The following is a 16,194-nucleotide window of genomic DNA, read 5'->3' on the forward strand; positions in this document are numbered from 1 at the left end:
GAGGGCCAAAAGGCCCGTCTCGAAGGAGCGGCAACGTGTTCGGGAGTGTGCAACCGATCCTTCGAGACGCGCGCAGGCGCGCTCCTCAGGAGGACGCTGGGTTGGAAATCGCACCCGGGAAAATCCACCTAAAGCTTCTGAAAGTCCTCCAGAATATCCAGTAGCTGTGCCAGTTTTTCCTTGCCGATGACCTCTTCGATCCTTGCGGCAATCGCCTTCGCATCATCGAGCTTCTCCTCGATGATAGCGCGGCCGGCATCGGTGATGGCCACCGTCTGTTTGCGCCGGTCTTTCTCATCCGCCTGACGCGTGACCAATCCCTTTTCCAGAAGCGTCTGCACGATCCGTGTCTGGCTCGGCAAAAGCAGGCAGGCACGCTCGGCCAGGGTGGACGCGTCCTGCGGCCCGAATTCCTCCAGCACCCGCAGGATCCGCCATTGCTGCTCGGTAATGCCACTGTCGGCCAGCATTTCGCGGATCGGCGTCATCACCTTTTCGCGGGCACGGATCAGCGCAATCGGAATGGAGCGCCGCGTGGAAGGCAGCGCCTGGCCACCCATGGGATTTTCGTTTTCAGTCATGCAAGGTCCATAGCGAGTCTGCCGATTATTTAACATAATAAGTTTGACAAGCCTGCCGGAATATATTTAACATAGCAAATATTGCACTGTTAAGGAAATCCGATGCCGCATATCACGCTGGACTATTCCGCCAATCTGGAAGAGCGGCTCGATATGCAGGCTCTGTGCAATCATTTGCGTGCCGAGGCCGCCTTGATCGACGTCTTTCCAATGCCGGGTCTGCGGGTCCGCGCCATCCGGTGCGAGCACTTTTCCATCGCCGATGGCGACCCGAAACACGGCTTCATCGACATTTCCGTACGCCTGCGCGCCGGGCGGTCGGATGCTGTCAAACAGGAAGCGGCCCAGCGCCTGTTTCAGGCTGCAAAAGCGTTTCTGACCCCCGTTTTGTCCACCAGTTCGCTCGCGCTTTCCCTGGAGATGCGTGACATCGATCCGAACCTTTCGCCCAAGACGGGCACCATTCGCGACCATTTGGGAACTGTCTGAACCATGTCCGACCTTGAGACCAATCTCGGCAAACTGACCGGCTACCTGGCTCGTTTCCAGGAAAGCGGCATCCTCAATCAGATCGGCGGAAAAGCGCTTGCCGCAGCCTCCGGAGAAACCTTTCAGACCCGTTCGCCCGTCGATGAGAGCCTGATCTGCGAGGTCGCAAAGGGCGGCGCAGCCGACATCGACGCGGCCGCTAAAGCGGCAAAAAACGCCTTCCCCGCCTGGCGCGACATGGCAGCTTCGGAGCGCAAGAAGATCCTGCACAGGATTGCTGACGGCATTGTCGAGCGGGCGGAAGAAATCGCGCTGTGTGAATGCTGGGACACCGGCCAGGCGCTCCGCTTCATGTCCAAGGCCGCCTTGCGCGGTGCAGAAAATTTCCGCTTCTTTGCCGACAAGGCACCGGGCGCCCGGGACGGCCAGGCTCTGCCATCTCCGACCCTCATGAACATAACAACACGTGTCCCCATCGGCCCGGTGGGTGTGATCACCCCGTGGAACACACCCTTCATGCTGTCCACCTGGAAGATCGCACCGGCGCTCGCCGCCGGATGTACGGTGGTCCACAAGCCGGCAGAGTTTTCTCCCCTGACCGCGCGCATACTTATGGAAATCGCGGAAGAGGCCGGCCTGCCGAAAGGTGTCTGGAACCTGGTCAACGGTTTCGGAGAGGACGCCGGCAAGGCGCTGACCGAACATCCCGACATCAAGGCAATCGCCTTTGTGGGTGAGAGCCGGACCGGTTCGATGATCATGAAACAGGGAGCGGAGACACTGAAGCGTGTCCACTTTGAACTGGGCGGCAAGAACCCGGTGATCGTGTTCGAAGATGCCGATCTCGACCGCGCACTGGATGCGGCCATCTTCATGATCTATTCGCTGAACGGCGAGCGCTGCACATCGTCTTCCCGCCTCCTGGTGCAGGACACCATTGCCGATGCGTTCGAGGCAAGGTTGGTCGAACGTGTCAACAGGATCAAGGTCGGCCACCCGCTCGACCCGAAGACCGAAATCGGCCCTCTGATCCACAAGACCCACTTCGACAAGGTCACCAGCTACTTCGGCATTGCCAAGGAAAATGGCGCGACCATCGCTGCCGGCGGCGAGCGTCACGGCGATCAGGGCTGGTTCGTCCGCCCGACCCTCTTTACCGGTGCCGACAATTCCATGCAGATCGCCCAGGAGGAGATCTTCGGTCCGGTCCTGACCAGCATCCGGTTTTCTTCCGAAGACGAAGCGCTCCAGATCGCCAATGACATACCCTATGGCCTCACCGGCTATGTCTGGACCAATGACCTGACGCGCGCCCTGCGTTTCACTCACCAGCTGGAAGCCGGCATGATCTGGGTGAATTCGGAAAATGTCCGCCACCTGCCGACCCCCTTCGGCGGGGTCAAGGCCAGCGGCATCGGCCGCGACGGTGGCGACTGGTCCTTCGACTTCTACATGGAACAAAAACACATCGGCCTGGCCACCGGCCAGCATGCCATACCGCGCCTCGGCGCCAACTGACAAACGCCGTTCTGGGAGGACAAAATGGGAGAAATCGTTCTTGCGGCCAAGGTAACGCATGTGCCGACCATGCTCATGTCGGAACAGCCCGGCCCAGTTGAAGGCAAGCGCCAGCCGGCCATTGACGGCCACGCAGAAATTGCCCGTCGCGCCAAGGCACTCGGTGCCACCACGGCCATCGTCTGCGACACCCACTGGGTGATCAATGCGGGGTTCCATATCAACGCTAACAACCGCTTCGAGGGTCTGTTCACCTCGAACGAATTTCCGCATTTCATTCAGAACCTGCCTTACGATTATGAAGGCAATCCGGCCCTGGGCGATGCCATCGCCAAAGAGGCGTCGGACCGGGGCGCCCACACGCTCGCCCATCACCTCGACAGCCTGGAACTGGAATACGGCACCCTGGTGCCGATGCGGTTCATGAGCCGGGAACACAAGATGAAGGTGGTGTCGGTTGCCGCCTGGTGCACGGTCCATGGCCATGATGAAAGCCGGCTCGTCGGCGAAGCGATCCGCGCCGCTGTCGAGGCAAGCGACGAAAAGGTGCTGCTGGTCGCCTCAGGCTCGCTCAGCCACAAGATCTGGGCAAACAGGGACTACGCCGCCAACAACGGCACTTTCACGATCTCGTCGGAATTCAATCGCCAGGTCGATCTGCATGTGCTCGACATGTGGCAACGCGGTGATCACGCCACCTTCCTGAAGATGCTTCCCGAATACGCAGAACATTGCTGCGGCGAAGGATCCATGCACGATACGGCTATGCTTTACGGTGCGCTCGGCTGGGATAGCTATACCGCCGAATGCGAGGTCGTGACAGACTATTTCCCAAGTTCCGGCACCGGCCAGACCAACGTCATCTTCCCGGTACAGTAAGCTTTTCAGGACAGCCCATGCCCATCCCCGCCCCCAATCTCTATCCACCCTTCAACGTTGTCCGTCTGAGCCATGTCGAACTCGCCGTCACGGACCTTCAGAAGAGCCGTGCCTTTTATGTCGACACGCTTGGCCTGCAGGTGACCGACGAAAGCAGCGACGTGATTTACCTGCGCGCCATGGAAGAACGCGGTCATCACTGTCTGGTCCTGCGGAAGGAAGAGGCCGCCTGTGCCCGCGATCTCGGCTTCAAGGTCTTCAGCGAAGAAGATCTCGACAAGGCGGAACATTTCTTCAAGGCAAAGGGACTTCCTGTGGACTGGGTCGAGCGCCCCTATCAGTCGCGGACCTTCCGCACACGCGATCCGCACGGCATCCCGCTGGAATTCTATTCCAGGATGGACCGCCTGCCGCCGATCCATCAGCAATACGCGCTCTACAAAGGCGTGAAGCCGCTCCGGATAGATCACTTCAACTGTTTCTCGCCCGATGTCGATGCGTCGGTTGCCTTTTACAACGAGCTCGGTTTCCGCGTGACCGAATACACCGAAGACGAGGAGAGCGGCCGGCTCTGGGCCGCCTGGACCCATCGCAAGGGCGGCGTCCATGACATCGCCTTTACCAATGGCCGCGGACCGCGCCTGCACCACACCGCCTTCTGGGTGCCGACCCCGCTCAACATCATCGACCTGCTCGACCTGATGGCAACCACCGGATGGGTTGCCAATATTGAACGCGGCCCGGGCCGTCACGGCATTTCCAATGCCTTCTTTCTGTATATCCGCGACCCGGATGGCCATCGAATCGAGATCTACTGTTCCGACTACCAGACGGTCGATCCGGACCTGGAGCCGATCAGATGGGATCTGAAAGACCCGCAGCGCCAGACCCTCTGGGGTGCACCTGCCCCCAAAAGCTGGTTCGAGGAAGGTTCGGTTTTTGAAGGAACCGACGTCAGGGCACCAAGCCTTGCGGCCCAGCCCATCGTTGCGCCATAGGTGGTCATATGAACTGGACCGATTTTGCTTCGTGGAGCCGTCGTTTTGCCGATTGGACGGCGGGCTACCACCGCTCTCTCCGTACCCGGCCCGTCCGCGCACAGGTTGCGCCGGGCCAGATCCTGAATGCGCTGCCGGAGGCACCACCTGAACTCGCCGAAGAAATGGAGCGGATTTTCGCCGATTTCGAAAAGATCGTGCTGCCAGGCATGACCCACTGGCAGCATCCGCGATTCTTTGCCTATTTCCCGGCCAACGCTTCGCCGCCGTCCATTCTCGCCGAGCAGCTGGTCACCGCGATGGCCGCCCAATGCATGCTCTGGCAGACCTCACCGGCGGCAACGGAAATGGAAACGAAGATGATGGACTGGCTGCGCCAGGCCGTCGGTCTTCCGGACAATTTCACCGGCGTGATCCAGGACAGCGCCTCCACCGCAACGCTCGCCGCCGTCCTGACCATGCGCGAAAAGGCCCTCAACTGGGATGGCAATACATCCGGCCTGTCCGGCCAGAAGACGCTGCGTGTTTATGCCTCCAACGAAGTGCACACGTCGATCGACCGTGCCATCTGGATTTCCGGCATCGGTGCAGACAATCTGGTGCGGATCCCCGTCAAGGGACAGAACCGCTCCATGGATCCGGAGGCGCTCCGGGACGCCATCGAAGCTGACCTTGCAGAAGGGTACCTGCCGGCCGGCATCATTGCCTGTACCGGCGGCACCGGCGTTGGCGCGTCAGACGACGTTACCGCCGTAGTCAAGGTGGCCAGGGAACATGGCCTTTATGTCCATCTCGATGCCGCCTGGGCGGGAGCGGCCATGATCGTGCCGGAGTACCGGGAGCTCTGGACCGGTGTCGACGGTGTTGATTCCATGGTCTTCAATCCGCACAAGTGGATGGGCGCCCAGTTCGACTGCTCGGCGCATTTTGTCCGCGATCCGGAAGACCTGGTGCGCACGCTGGCGATCCGGCCGGAATATCTGAAGACACATGGCCATGACGGTGTCATCAACTATTCCGAATGGTCGATCCCGCTAGGCCGCCGCTTCCGGGCTCTCAAACTCTGGTTCCTGATCCGCTCCTACGGACTGGAAGACCTGCGTCAGCGCATCCGCAACCATGTTGCCTGGTCCGGAAAACTTGCCGAGCGCCTGCGCGCCGAACCGGACTTCGAAATCACTTCCGAACCGGTCCTCTCGCTCTTTAGCTTTCGCCATGCACCCGCTGGCGCGGCGGATCTCGACACCCTCAATCAACGCCTTGTCGATGCCATCAACGACGATGGCCGGATCTATCTGACCCAGACTCTCCTCGAGGGCGCCAAGGTCATCCGGTTTCAGGTCGGCCAGTTCGACTGCACCGAAGAGGACGTTGCCTATGCCTTTGACGTCATCACGGATGTTGCCCGCAACCTGGAGCCCTCATGAACCGCCTTGCGACCTACAGCGTCAATGGTGAGACCTTTTACGGCGCGGTGACCGACGATGGCATGATCGCGCTGTCGCCCCAGTTCCTCCATTGGCCGACGCTCTACGACGCCCTGCGTGCAGGCGGCCTACAGGACCTCATCGACGCAGCAGCTGACAAACCTGTCACGCATGCGGACGTCATCTATGAGATGGTTCTGCCCAATGCACCGCGAATCCTGTGTGTCGGCGTCAACTTCCCTTACCGGAATGCGGAATACAAGGACGGCAGCAGCCAGCCGAAATACATGTCCCTGTTTCCGCGCTTTGCCAGCGGGTTCACCGGACATGACCGGCCGCTGATCCGGCCGCCCGAAAATCACACACTCGACTACGAAGGCGAAGTTGCCATCGTCATCGGCAAGGCCGGACGGCGCATCAGGCCCGAAGACGCCTATGACCACATTAGTGCCCTGACACTCTGCAATGAGGGCACCATCCGCGACTGGGTGCGTCACGCAAAATTCAATGTCACCCAGGGCAAGAACTGGGACAAATCCGGTGCCATGGGTCCCTGGCTGGTGCCTTTCGAAAGGGCAGAACAGCTGGACGAGGCGCGCCTCGTCACCCGCGTCAACGGCGAGGTCCGACAGGACGACTATCTGAAGCGCATGACGTTCCCGATCCGGGAAGAGATCGCCTATATCTCGACCTTCATGACCCTTCAGCCCGGCGACATCATCGTGACCGGCACACCGACGGGTGCGGGCGCCCGCTTCGACCCGCCCCGATATCTGAAACCCGGCGACGTGGTCGAGATCGAAGTGGACGGGATCGGTCTTCTGAGGAACGGTGTGGAGGACGAACAATGAGGCTCTCCGACACGGATATCTCACAGGCGGCTGCAGACCTGCTCACCGCAGAGCAGTCTCTGACGCAAATCGGCCTTCTGACGAAACGCCACCCGGATCTCGACATGGACGGCGCCTATGCCATCCAGAATGCCTTTGCCAGGGCCAAGCTGGATGCCGGGCGCAAGGTCATCGGCTGGAAGATCGGCCTGACGTCGAAGGCCATGCAGGATGCGCTCAAGATCGACATTCCCGACAGCGGCGTTCTCTTTGACGACATGCTGTTTGAAAACGCTGGCGCCATACCGAAAACCCGCTTCATCCAGCCACGCATCGAAGCGGAGATCGCCTTCGTGATGAAGGCACCTTTGGGCGGCGACACGGTCACCAGAGGCCAGGTTCTGGCGGCAACCGACTACGTCTGTCCGAGCCTTGAAATTCTGGATACACGCATCCAGCGGGTCGATCCGGAAACCGGTCAGGCCCGCAGGATTTTCGACACGATCGCCGACAACGCCGCCAATGCGGGCCTTGTACTCGGCACGGAAAAACATGATCCGGACACGCTCGACCTCCGCTGGGTCGGAGCAATTGTCTCCCGCAACGGCGAGGTCGAGGAGACCGGCCTCGGCGCCGGCGTTCTCAACGATCCGGTGGAAAGTGTGGTCTGGCTGGCCCGGCGCATGGCAGGATACGGCCAGACGATTGAAGCCGGCCAGGTCATTCTGTCCGGCTCTTTCATCCGGCCGGTAGAATGCCCGTCCGGTACTGAAATCCACGCCGATTTCGGCCTCTTCGGCTCGGTCTCCTGCTCTTTTGCCTGAGGAAAGATAATGCCTGCACCGGTGAACACATTCAAAGCCGCCTTGAAGAACAACGATGTCCAGATGGGATGCTGGGTCGGTCTCGCCGATCCTTATGTCGCGGAAATCACGGCGAGCGCAGGTTTCGACTGGCTGCTGATCGACTGTGAACACGCGCCCAACGACCTGCGTTCCATGATGGCCCAGCTCAGGGTCGTGGAGGCCTCGGACAGCAAGCCCGTCGTTCGGCTGCCGATCGGCGACACCACCTTGATCAAGCAGTTTCTGGATGCCGGCGCCCAGACCTTGCTGATCCCGATAGTGGAAAGCAAGGCTCAGGCCGAAGAACTTGTGCGCGCGGTCCGCTATCCGCCGCAGGGCATGCGCGGTGTTGGGTCAGCCCTTGCCCGTGCTTCGGGATTTTCGGCCATTCCGGACTACCTGAAGACGGCCGACGCCGAAATCTGCCTGCTTCTCCAGGTCGAAAACCGCGCAGGCCTGGCCGAACTGGACGGCATTCTCTCCGTTGAGGGCGTCGATGGTGTCTTCATTGGTCCGGCGGATCTCGCTGCCGACATGGGCCATATCGGTGAGCCCATGCACCCGGACGTCGTCGCCACGATCACGGACGCGCTCACGCGGATCAGCTCGGCCGGCAAGGCGCCGGGCATCCTGACCACCAATGCCGATTTTGCCGCCACCTGCCTGAAACTCGGCTCCCTGTTTGTTGCAACAAGCATCGACGTCACGCTCTATGCTGCGGCAATCCGCAAGGCTGCCGAAGCATCGCGGGAGCTGCGAATAACCCTATCGGCAGAATAGACAGGTTAACCCAACACCCGTTTTGTGCTCTGCAAAAAAGCAGAGCTTTGCAGGGCTGTTATGCGAAATTAGGGGTGAGATTCGCCGAATCCCGCATTGAATTCTTAACTTGTCTCGCTTAAGTGTCGCGAAAGATCAAACAGCCATCATCCTGCACAATCGGCAGGCAGAAGAGGAGATCGGCATGACACGTGATGATCTCATTCGCGAGTACAAGGAGCACAGCGGGACCTGGCCGGCGCTGGTCGGTATCTATGCGCTTATTGTCGGTGCGATGGTTGTTTCCGGCTATCTGATGGTCGGCTGAACCGTCCTGCCACACGCGTGGTTCCGAGTTTTGAACACCCCCGGATCAGCTGATCCGGGGGTGTTTGTTTTTCCGGCCTGCTTCAAACGTCAGCCGCCTCACCAATGGCATCCGTGCCCCGTTCATCGAGCAACGTTGTCAGCCAGTTCGGATCCATCTCGGGAACCGATGACAACAGCAGGTCGGTGTATGGGTGATGCGGCGGCGTGAACATCTTGTCCTTCGGCCCCTGTTCAACCACCTTGCCCTTCTGCATCACCACCACTTCATCGGCGATGGAACGAACCGTCGCCAGATCATGGGTGATGAACATGTAGGCCAGATTGAACTCCTCCTGCAGCCTGTCGAGCAGTTTCAGGATGCCTTCCGCCACCAGCTGATCGAGGGCGCTGGTCACCTCGTCGCAGATGATGAAGGCTGGGTCTGCCGCCAGCGCGCGGGCGATGCCGACACGCTGTTTCTGGCCACCTGACAGTTCGGGCGGATAACGATTGTAGAACTTGGCCGGATCAAGCTCGATCAGGTCCAGAAGCTCGTCCACCCGGTTCTTCAGCTCCGCGCCGTGCAATCCGCTATAGAACTGCGCCGGCCGGCCGATAATGTCGCTGATCCGGATCTTCGGATTGAGCGCGGTGTCGGCCATCTGGTAGATCATCTGCGCCTGGCGCAGCTGATCCTTGCTCCGGTCCTGATAGCGCGGCGGCAATTCCTCACCGTTGAAGAGGATCTTGCCCTTTGTGGGCGGAAGCAGACCCGTGATGCAGCGGGCCGTGGTCGACTTGCCCGAGCCGGAATCGCCCACGACGGCGACCGTCATGCCCGGATAGATGTCGAAGGAGACATCGTCCAGCACCTTGACCTTGCCATAGGCCGCATCAATGCCCTGGACCGAGACGATCGGCACCGCATTTGCTTCCGCCGGACGCGATTTCTGCGGGCGCTTGAAGCTGCGCACCGCCCACAGGCTCTTGGTGTAATCCTGCTGGGGCGTATCGAGCATCTGCGCGGTTGGTGCTTCCTCGACTTCTTCCCCCTTCAGCAGCACCTTGATCGTATCCGCCATCTGCGCCACCACCGCCAGGTCGTGGGTGATGTAGATCGCCGCCGTGTTGAACTGGTCGACAATATCGCGGATCGCGGCCAGAACCTCGATCTGGGTGGTCACGTCCAGCGCGGTTGTCGGCTCGTCGAAGATGATCAGGTCCGGGCGGCAGGCCATGGCCATGGCCGTCATGGCACGCTGCAGCTGGCCACCGGACACCTGGTGCGGATAGCGGAACCCGATCTCCCCCGGATTGGGCAGGCGAAGCCGCTCATAGAGCTCCATGGCATCTTCCTGCGCCTCGACACGTTTCTGGATCCGGTACTGGATCGGTGCCTCGGTATGCTGGTCAATGATCTTGTGCGCCGGATTGAACGACGCCGCCGCCGATTGTGCCACATAGGCAATCCGCGACCCGCGCAGGGCCCGCAGGGCGGATTCCGGCGTTGTCGTCAGCTCCATGCCGTCAAACTCGATCGAACCACCGGAAATCCGGCAGCCGTCGCGCGCAAAGCCCATCGACGCAAGACCAATGGTCGATTTGCCGGCACCGGACTCGCCGATCAGGCCGAGCACTTCACCTTTATGCAGGGTGAGATCGACCCCGTGGACGATCTCGACCCATTTTTCGTCCGAGTAGCCTTCGATGCGCAGATCCTTGATCTGCAGGAGCACGTCTTTCTTCGGAACCATGCTCAAACCTCCTTCAGGCCGGAGGACCGGAACAGCATCCAGTCGACGACAAAGTTGACCGCGACCGTCAGAAGCGCAATCGCGGCGGCCGGGATCAGCGGCGTCAGTTCTCCGAACGAGATCAGGGTCGCGTTTTCACGCACCATGGAGCCCCAGTCCGCGGTGGGCGGTTGAATGCCCAGGCCCAGGAACGAAAGACCTGCGATCAAGAGGAACACGAAGCAGAATTCCAGACCGAACTCGGCAATCAGTGGCGCTGTCGAGTTCGGCAGGATTTCCTTGCGGATCAGGTACCAGGTGCCCTCCCCGCGCAGCTTTGCCGCTTCGATATAGTCCATCACCACAACGTTGCCCGCGACGGCTCGGGTCAGACGGAAAACACGCGGCGCATAGATCACCGCGACCACGATCACGATCACGACGAGGTTCGTGCCGAAGATGCTGAGCATCAGCAGCGAGAAGATCAGCGACGGCACGGACATGATCACATCCGCGAACCGACCCATGAACTGGTCGAACCAGCCGCCCTTGGTGGCGGCCAGCAATCCGGCCATGGCCCCCATGACGAAGGCCAGGGTCGTCGCCATGAGCGCCAGGCCAACGGAGTTGCGTGCTCCGTAGATGATCCGGCTGAACATGTCTCGGCCAAGCTGATCGGCTCCGAGCAGCATGTTTTCATCTGGTGGCGCAAAGGCCGAGGAAATCACTTCCGCCTCGCCGAAAGGAGCGATGACCGGCGCGAATATCCCGGCAATGGCATAGGTGAAGATCACGAACATGCCGAAGGCCGCCGTGAGCGGAGCGGTCCGGAGTTCCTTGGCAACGCCTACCGGCGTGATCAGGATCAGGAATTCGCGGAACGCATAGGACGTTCCGGCGGCAAGCGCCAGAAGGCCCGCCGCCGTGGTGATGAACCGCAGCGCCGGCACGCCGCCGATGATCCCCATCACGAAGGAGATCAGGGTGAGAGAAAAGATCAGCAGGAAGATTTCCCGCCGCTTGTAATAGGCTGCAAGACAGGAGGCCCCGATCAGCAGCGCATAATATCCGATGACGAATGTGCTCATGTCGCTGCCCTCACTTCGGATGCCGCAAGCGCGGATTGGTCAGGATCGCCCCGACATCGGCTGCCAGGTTCAGCAGGATGAAGGTTGCAGCGAAGATGAGGCAGCAGGCCTGCACGATCGGGAAATCGCGTTTGGCCACCGCGTCCACCAGAAGCTGGCCGATGCCTGGATAGACAAAGACCACTTCCACCAGGACCACACCGGTGATGAGGTAGGCAAGATTGAGCGCAACCACGTTGATGATCGGTGCCCAGGCATTGGGAAGGGCGTGTTTGACGATCACCTTCCAGGGCGGCACGCCCTTCAGCCGGGCCATTTCGATATAGGGCGACGCCAAAAGGTTGATGATCGCCGCCCGCGTCATGCGCATCATGTGCGCCGTCACCACCAGGACCAGCGTCAGTGCCGGCAGGAAGGTGCGATGCAGCAGCTCGCCGAAGGTCATGTCGGCGCTGAGGCTGGCAATGGCCGGGAAGTAGTTGGTCTTCACGGCCAGATAGAGGATCAGGATGTAACCGAGGAAGAATTCCGGCGAGGAGATGGAGGTCAGGGTCACGACGTTGGCGACGCGGTCGAACAGCGTGTTGCGCAGGAGCGCGACGATGATGCCGAGAATGATGGAGATCGGAACGGCGATCACCGCGGCATAGGTCGCCAGGAACAGCGTCTGTATGAACCGGTCGCTGATGGCTGCGCTGACCCGTTCGCCGGAAACCAGCGACACACCGAAATCGCCCGTCAGGGCGCCGCCGAGCCATTGGAAGTAGCGCAAAATGGCCGGTTGATCGAGGCCGAGTTTTTCACGAAGCGCCGCAACGGTCTCGGGCGTTGCCCCCTGGCCGAGAACGGCCTGCGCGATGTCGCCCGGCAGAAGCTCGACCGCAAAGAAAATCAGGATTGAAACCACGAAAAGCGTGATCACACCCAAGCCAAGTCTCTTCAAGACCAGCCGTAGGATGTCCCCCATTTGTCCCTCCAGAATAGAAAGCCCGGCACCCCTCTGATTGGCCGGACATCTATCGGGAACACCCTGTCAGCGATTTGAAGTTTGCTTTGGCAGAGGCCCCGACATGAAAACGGTTTTCCTCCTTCAGGAGGTAAAACCAGATCAGGGGCGGCGGTTTCCCGCCACCCCTGTCATCAGGATCAGGACTCGAACCACCAGCGGCTGGCGGCACGGGCGCCGTCATTTTCCCAGCTGGCCGCCAGTTGCTCCGGTGTACCCACCTTTGTGCTGTTGGCGTAGACGAAGTTGTTGAAGAACGGGATCAGCGTACCGCCGTCATCGCGGGCGAGCACAGCCATCTCCCGGTACATCTCCGCGCGCCTGGTGTCGTCCAGCTCGGCTTTGGCCTGCAGGAGCAACTCGTTGAAACGCGGGTTCTTCCAGCGCGACTCGTTCCACGCCGCGTCGTCCTTGTAGGCCAGCGTATACATCACATCCGGGGTCGGACGTGCGCCCCAGGACACCAGGCAGAAGGGCTTCTTCAGCCAGACATCCGAGTAGTAGCCGTCATTGGGCTCACGCACGACATTGATGTTGATGCCCGCCGCCTTGGCCTGCTGCGCGTAGAGCACCGCCATATCGACCGCACCGGCGTAGACGCTGTCGGCAACGCTGAGATTGATCGACAGACCTTCCGCACCTGCCTTTTTCAGAAGCGACTTGGCCTTGTCCGGATCATAGCTGTTCTGCTCGAGCCCTTCCGGGAAATAGGGCTGTGCCGGCGAATGGTGGAAGTCGTTGCCCTTGGTGGCCGCGTTATAGGCAATCTTGAGAATGACCTCATCCCGGTCCATCGCGTGTTTCAGCGCGTTGCGGACGTCGACATTGTCGAACGGCGCCGTGTCGCAATGCATCGGCATGGTGATCGCACCAGCCGACGGAATGTTGTGGATCTTGATGTTCGGATTGCGCTGCAACAGCGCCATCGTCTTGAGTTCGATCAGCGAAACCGCATCCACGTCACCGGTCACAAGCGCGGCCTGACGCGCATTCGGGTCATTCAGGGTGATGATCTCGACCTTGTCGAAATAGGCCCCTTCGCGGTGCCAGCCGTCATGCCGGCTGAGACTGAACTGAACGCCGAAATCGCCACTGTCGATCTTGTAGGGGCCTGAACCATCGCCGGATTCCCAGTCGATCGAACCGTCTTCCTGGGCCGGGCAGATCGCCAGATGGTAGTCGGTCATCAGCCACGGGAAGTCGGCGTTGCCACCGGACAATTTCACGACAACCGTATAGTCGCCGTCCTTGGTGATGTCGGTGACATCCGCCAGAAGGGCTTTTGCCGCTGAGGTGCTCTTGTCGCCGCGGTGATGGTTCAGCGACGCGATGACATCGTCTGCGGTCAGTTTCTTGCCGCTGTGGAACGACGCGTTCTCGGTCAGCTTGAAGGTCCATTCAGACGCGTCCGCGCTGGCTTCCCAGCTGTCCGCAAGGTCCGGACCGAGCGAGCCGTCACCCATAATCATCGTCAGGTAGGACCGGTGAGTGTGGGCCAGGAAGATCATCACGCGGGTCAGATAGGTGCCCGGGTCATGGCTGTCGGAGGTGTTGCCGTCGTGAACGCCCCAGCGGAACGTGCCACCGGATTTCGGCTGCGCCTTGGCCTTGGTGGACCAAAGGCCCGTCGCCGTTGTCGCTGTCAGACCGGCCACGATGGAATAGCGGATGAAGTCTCGTTTGGTGATGCCGCCGGTGCGTGCCGCCTCTTCAAGGCGCTTGATCATGTCTTTGTCGTCGGATTTTGTCATCTGTCTCCCCATCTGGATTATTAAAAGTTGTCGACAGTAGAATTCCCAAACGTAGCATCGGACTTTTTTCGGTATCCGCGATGCTCATTTGCGACATGTAACTAGCAAAACACGAACTCCCCCGCCTCGGCCACCCCTGACGCAAAATTCGTCATTTAAAATAATTAATGTTGACCCAGCGCCCCTTGATTGTGCAGAGCAGCATTATTTTGAAGCATTTTTGAATTTTGACTGATCGGCCAAAAAGCACAGCGCCTATATTTTCATCTGCTTTCAGATTGCTGCAGAAATTCTGTATTCCGGCGAACGAATATTCTCCGCCCATGTCGGAAAATGCTGCTCAAGTTCGGTTTCCGGCACGCTGTTTCTCCCGATGCGCCGCATTCTGGAGGAAAGAAACCTGCATTCCGGAGACCCCCATGAGTGTCGCAACGCGCAACCGCAGCGGCGGTCGTGCCGGCCGCCGCGCCATCCGCACCGCCCCTGATCACGACATGCTGCCGGGCCTGACCCGCAAGCTGCCCTTGTGCGAGCCTCTGGACCAGGACCAGATCGAACGCCTGGACGATGCCTCCATGAAAATCCTGGAAGAGGTGGGCATCGTCTTTCGCGATCCGATTGCGCTGGACGACTGGACAAGGGCCGGAGCCAGGGTCGATGGCGAACGGGTCTATCTTGACCGCGGTCTGGTGCGCGAGCTGATCAGCACCATTCCGTCCAGCTTCACCTACCACGCCCGGAACCCCGACAAGAACGTGCCCCTTGGCGGCAATCGGTCGATCTTCGTGCCCATGACCGGCGCCCCGTTCATCCGCGATCTGAACGACGAACGCCGCAACCCGACGCTCGCCGATCTGGCGATGTTTCACAAGCTCAGCCACATGCTGCCGGCGATGCATTCCAGCGCGCATCACATCGTCGAACCCTATGACCACCCCATCAGCCACCGTCACCTGCGCATCACCTATTCGTCGATGAAGCATTCGGACAAGACCTTCATGGGCATGACGACAAGCCCGAAGAATGCCGAAGACGTCATGGAGATGTGCGCAATTCTCTTCGGAGAAGACTATCTGGAAGATCATCCGGTCACGACCGGCAACTGCAACGGCAACTCTCCCCTAGTCTGGGACGAGACCATGCTGGGTGCCATGCGCGCCTTTTCCAGGCGCAACCAGCCGGTTCTGTGCTCGCCATTCGTGCTTGGCGGCGCCAACACACCGGCGTCTGTTGTTCCGGCCGTTGCCCAGCTCAATGCCGAGGCCCTGAGTGCGCTCGCCTACACCCAGGTGATCCGCAAGGGCACTCCGGCAATCTACGGCCACTACCTGTCGACCGTCTCGATGAAATCCGGTGCACCGATGGCCGGCACACCCGAGATCAGCCTGATGAATTTCCTGATCGGCCAGATGGCCCGCTATTACGGCGTGCCCTGGCGCACCTCCGGCTCTCTCGGCGGCGCCAAGACTTTCGACGCCCAGGCCGGCTATGAAAGCGCTGCGACCCTGAGTGCGGTCATGCATGCGGGCGCCAACTACATCTGGCATGCAGCCGGCTGGAACGAAGCGGGCATGCATTGCTCGGTCGCAAAATTCATCGTCGACGCCGAGCAATGCGCCATGGCTTACCGCATGGCCGAGGGACCCCGCTGGGACGATTTCGACGAAGCCCTGGCAGCAGTTCGCGACGTCGGTCCGGGCAGTCACTATCTTGGCCATCCGCACACCCAGGAGAATTTCCAGCGTGCCTTTTTCATGCCGGACATGTTCGACAACAACTCGATCGAGCAATGGAAGGCGGAAGGCGAAGTGGAAATCACCGAGCGTGCGCTCAAACAGGCCCGCAAGCTCCTGTCGGAATACCAGGAGCCGAAGCTGGACGAAGCAAGGAACGAGGCGCTGCTGGACTATATCGCCCGCCGCGAGCGCGAAATCCCGGCCGAAGATGCCTTGAACCAGGAATACTGACACCACTTGCCATT

15 protein-coding genes are annotated in these 16,194 nt (G+C 60.3%); 10 read left to right on the forward strand and 5 right to left on the reverse strand.

The annotated features are described in order from the left end of the window. Positions 1 to 128 precede the first annotated feature (128 nt). A complete protein-coding gene (hpaR, locus tag ACO6TG_RS09200) occupies positions 129 to 581 on the reverse strand; it encodes a homoprotocatechuate degradation operon regulator HpaR (protein ID WP_422377900.1) in 453 nt (150 codons plus the stop codon). A gap of 102 nt (positions 582 to 683) precedes the next feature. On the opposite strand from hpaR, the gene ACO6TG_RS09205 reads away from it, so the two are divergent. The 9 genes from ACO6TG_RS09205 to ACO6TG_RS09245 all read left to right on the forward strand — a co-directional run bounded on the left by ACO6TG_RS09205 (position 684) and on the right by ACO6TG_RS09245 (position 8,654). Beyond that, positions 684 to 1,070 carry a 5-carboxymethyl-2-hydroxymuconate isomerase gene (locus ACO6TG_RS09205; protein WP_422377901.1) on the forward strand — a complete coding sequence of 129 codons (387 nt, stop codon included), beginning with the start codon at positions 684 to 686 and terminating at the stop codon, positions 1,068 to 1,070. Between the two features lie 3 nt (positions 1,071 to 1,073). After that, the gene (gene hpaE, locus ACO6TG_RS09210; protein WP_422377902.1) at positions 1,074 to 2,588 is read left to right on the forward strand and encodes a 5-carboxymethyl-2-hydroxymuconate semialdehyde dehydrogenase; all 1,515 of its coding nucleotides are present in this window, start codon (positions 1,074 to 1,076) and stop codon (positions 2,586 to 2,588) included. A gap of 24 nt (positions 2,589 to 2,612) precedes the next feature. Continuing rightward, positions 2,613 to 3,467 carry a 3,4-dihydroxyphenylacetate 2,3-dioxygenase gene (hpaD, locus tag ACO6TG_RS09215; RefSeq protein WP_422377903.1) on the forward strand — a complete coding sequence of 285 codons (855 nt, stop codon included), beginning with the start codon at positions 2,613 to 2,615 and terminating at the stop codon, positions 3,465 to 3,467. 17 nt (positions 3,468 to 3,484) lie between these two features. Further along, the gene (gene hpaD, locus ACO6TG_RS09220; RefSeq protein WP_422377904.1) at positions 3,485 to 4,465 is read left to right on the forward strand and encodes a 3,4-dihydroxyphenylacetate 2,3-dioxygenase; all 981 of its coding nucleotides are present in this window, start codon (positions 3,485 to 3,487) and stop codon (positions 4,463 to 4,465) included. An 8-nt stretch (positions 4,466 to 4,473) separates the two neighbouring features. Further along, positions 4,474 to 5,892, forward strand: a complete 1,419-nt coding sequence (locus ACO6TG_RS09225) for a pyridoxal phosphate-dependent decarboxylase family protein (RefSeq protein ID WP_422377905.1) — start codon at positions 4,474 to 4,476, stop codon at positions 5,890 to 5,892. Beyond that, positions 5,889 to 6,743, forward strand: a complete 855-nt coding sequence (locus ACO6TG_RS09230; RefSeq protein WP_422377906.1) for a fumarylacetoacetate hydrolase family protein — start codon at positions 5,889 to 5,891, stop codon at positions 6,741 to 6,743. Before ACO6TG_RS09225 ends, ACO6TG_RS09230 begins: the two co-directional genes overlap by 4 nt. Further along, a complete protein-coding gene (gene hpaH / locus ACO6TG_RS09235) occupies positions 6,740 to 7,546 on the forward strand; it encodes a 2-oxo-hept-4-ene-1,7-dioate hydratase (RefSeq protein ID WP_422377907.1) in 807 nt (268 codons plus the stop codon). Before ACO6TG_RS09230 ends, hpaH begins: the two co-directional genes overlap by 4 nt. A 9-nt stretch (positions 7,547 to 7,555) precedes the next feature. Beyond that, positions 7,556 to 8,347 carry a 4-hydroxy-2-oxoheptanedioate aldolase gene (hpaI, locus tag ACO6TG_RS09240; protein WP_422377908.1) on the forward strand — a complete coding sequence of 264 codons (792 nt, stop codon included), beginning with the start codon at positions 7,556 to 7,558 and terminating at the stop codon, positions 8,345 to 8,347. Positions 8,348 to 8,531: 184 nt separating this feature from the next. Then, positions 8,532 to 8,654, forward strand: coding sequence for a hypothetical protein (locus tag ACO6TG_RS09245; protein ID WP_422377909.1), 123 nt, complete (start codon positions 8,532 to 8,534; stop codon positions 8,652 to 8,654). Positions 8,655 to 8,736: 82 nt separating this feature from the next. Here ACO6TG_RS09245 and ACO6TG_RS09250 read toward each other — a convergent pair whose 3' ends face one another. From ACO6TG_RS09250 to ACO6TG_RS09265, 4 genes are all read right to left on the reverse strand, one after another. Then, the gene (locus ACO6TG_RS09250) at positions 8,737 to 10,389 is read right to left on the reverse strand and encodes an ABC transporter ATP-binding protein (RefSeq protein ID WP_422377910.1); all 1,653 of its coding nucleotides are present in this window, start codon (positions 10,387 to 10,389) and stop codon (positions 8,737 to 8,739) included. Positions 10,390 to 10,391: 2 nt separating this feature from the next. Beyond that, positions 10,392 to 11,456, reverse strand: a complete 1,065-nt coding sequence (locus ACO6TG_RS09255; protein WP_422377911.1) for an ABC transporter permease — start codon at positions 11,454 to 11,456, stop codon at positions 10,392 to 10,394. A gap of 10 nt (positions 11,457 to 11,466) precedes the next feature. Continuing rightward, entirely contained in the window at positions 11,467 to 12,423 is a 957-nt protein-coding gene (locus ACO6TG_RS09260; protein ID WP_094072135.1) for an ABC transporter permease, read from the reverse strand. Between the two features lie 179 nt (positions 12,424 to 12,602). After that, on the reverse strand, positions 12,603 to 14,213 hold the full coding sequence (locus ACO6TG_RS09265) for an ABC transporter substrate-binding protein (RefSeq protein WP_422377912.1): 1,611 nt from the start codon (positions 14,211 to 14,213) through the stop codon (positions 12,603 to 12,605). Between the two features lie 419 nt (positions 14,214 to 14,632). Here ACO6TG_RS09265 and ACO6TG_RS09270 point away from each other — a divergent pair, with 419 nt between their 5' ends. Further along, positions 14,633 to 16,180: a trimethylamine methyltransferase family protein gene (locus ACO6TG_RS09270; RefSeq protein WP_422377913.1), complete on the forward strand. Its 1,548-nt coding sequence runs from the start codon at positions 14,633 to 14,635 to the stop codon at positions 16,178 to 16,180. Positions 16,181 to 16,194: the final 14 nt, after the last annotated feature.

The sequence above is a fragment of the Roseibium sp. genome (assembly GCF_965233565.1).
In the GTDB taxonomy this organism is placed as follows: domain Bacteria; phylum Pseudomonadota; class Alphaproteobacteria; order Rhizobiales; family Stappiaceae; genus Roseibium.